1 protein-coding gene and 1 pseudogene are annotated in these 1,259 nt (G+C 46.2%); one reads left to right on the top strand and one right to left on the bottom strand.

What is annotated here, in order from left to right; translation table 11 throughout:
• Positions 1–476 (top strand): phosphoserine phosphatase SerB (gene serB / locus R7O12_RS25520; protein WP_318126853.1); only part of this gene is annotated, 476 nt, incomplete at its 5' end.
• Between the two features lie 42 nt (positions 477–518).
• On the opposite strand, the pseudogene R7O12_RS25515 reads toward serB, so the two are convergent.
• A pseudogene (locus R7O12_RS25515) lies at positions 519–1,259 on the bottom strand (PilZ domain-containing protein); the annotation flags it as partial.

Raw genomic sequence — 1,259 nt, 5'->3', positions numbered from 1 at the left:
AACAAGTGCGTTCTGAGCTTCCATTCATGCCAGACTTTGAAGCGTTGATTGCGACCTTTAAAGCGCTCGGTTGGAAAACCGCCATTGCATCTGGTGGGTTCACTTATTTCTCTGATTACATCAAAGAGAAAGTCGGTCTGGACTTCGCTCGTTCAAATCAGCTTGAGATCATTGACGGAAAGTTAACTGGGCAAGTGATTGGTGACGTGGTATCTGCGCAAACCAAGTCCGATATTTTGGTTGAACTGGCGGATGAATACGAAATTGAACAGCATAATACCGTTGCCGTTGGTGATGGTGCCAACGACTTAGTGATGATGTCCGCCGCAGGCCTTGGTATTGCCTACCACGCGAAACCTAAAGTAGAAGCGCAAGCACAAACCTCGGTGCGTTTTGCTGGGTTAGGTGGGGTGCTCTGTATTTTGTCTGGCGCGCTCGTGAAGCAGCAAAAAATCAGTTGGAAAGCGAAGCCTTAATAGAATCAGAAAGAAAAAGACCGCCTATTTTGGCGGTGTTTTTTATTCCGTTAGTTCAAGTCGCACGACGACTTCTTCGGTTATGTCTTCAAACTCGCTGTAGCCAACCAAAGCCGTCAGCTCCTTTTCTAGTTTACTGGCTTGATGAACGCCAAACTGAGTAAGGTCACTCAAGTCCTGTCGTAGCAGTGACGTCATAGGATCAAAAATGGGTGCGGTAGACATTCGAAATACATAGAAATCGCCCATCATGCGCGCTTTTTTGATGAACTGAATTCGCTCTTTCACGCTATTAAATTCTTGGTGCAGTTTGGATTCGATAGCAGTGATCTTATTGCCGATTTTCGCCGCACTAATGTAGATGTCTTGGTGTCTTGCTTGCGCTCCGTCGACACGCTTAATTGGTTCTGCGATCAGCGTGCTAGAGCGGCCTTTAAAAATTGGCTCTAAAGAGAATTTTTGGTCGTGACCTAAGCGTGCAAACAACTCAATGTGTTTTGGCAACGGCAGGTTCACCCCAACCACCGGAGTTTTTAGTGCCGACGCTGTACTCTTGCTGATAAAGATAGGTGTGCTTAACGTCCTTGATAGCAAAACGCTGTGCAGTCTTTCCAGTAATGCATTGCTTGGCAACATCTCTTTTTGTGGGATCAGCTTATCTTGGTTGTGTTCAATGATGCTGTTGAAGAAAGCGATCACACGGATCGTTTTGCTGTTTTCATCAATAACCAATTGTACGCTGCAGCCGTCAGGGCTGACTCGAATAACGCGATATGGAACGGC

It is taken from the genome of Vibrio sp. Vb1574, from assembly GCF_033338675.1.
The sequence above is the reverse complement of the archived record's forward strand: the minus strand, read 5'-3'. Positions and strand labels throughout refer to the sequence as shown.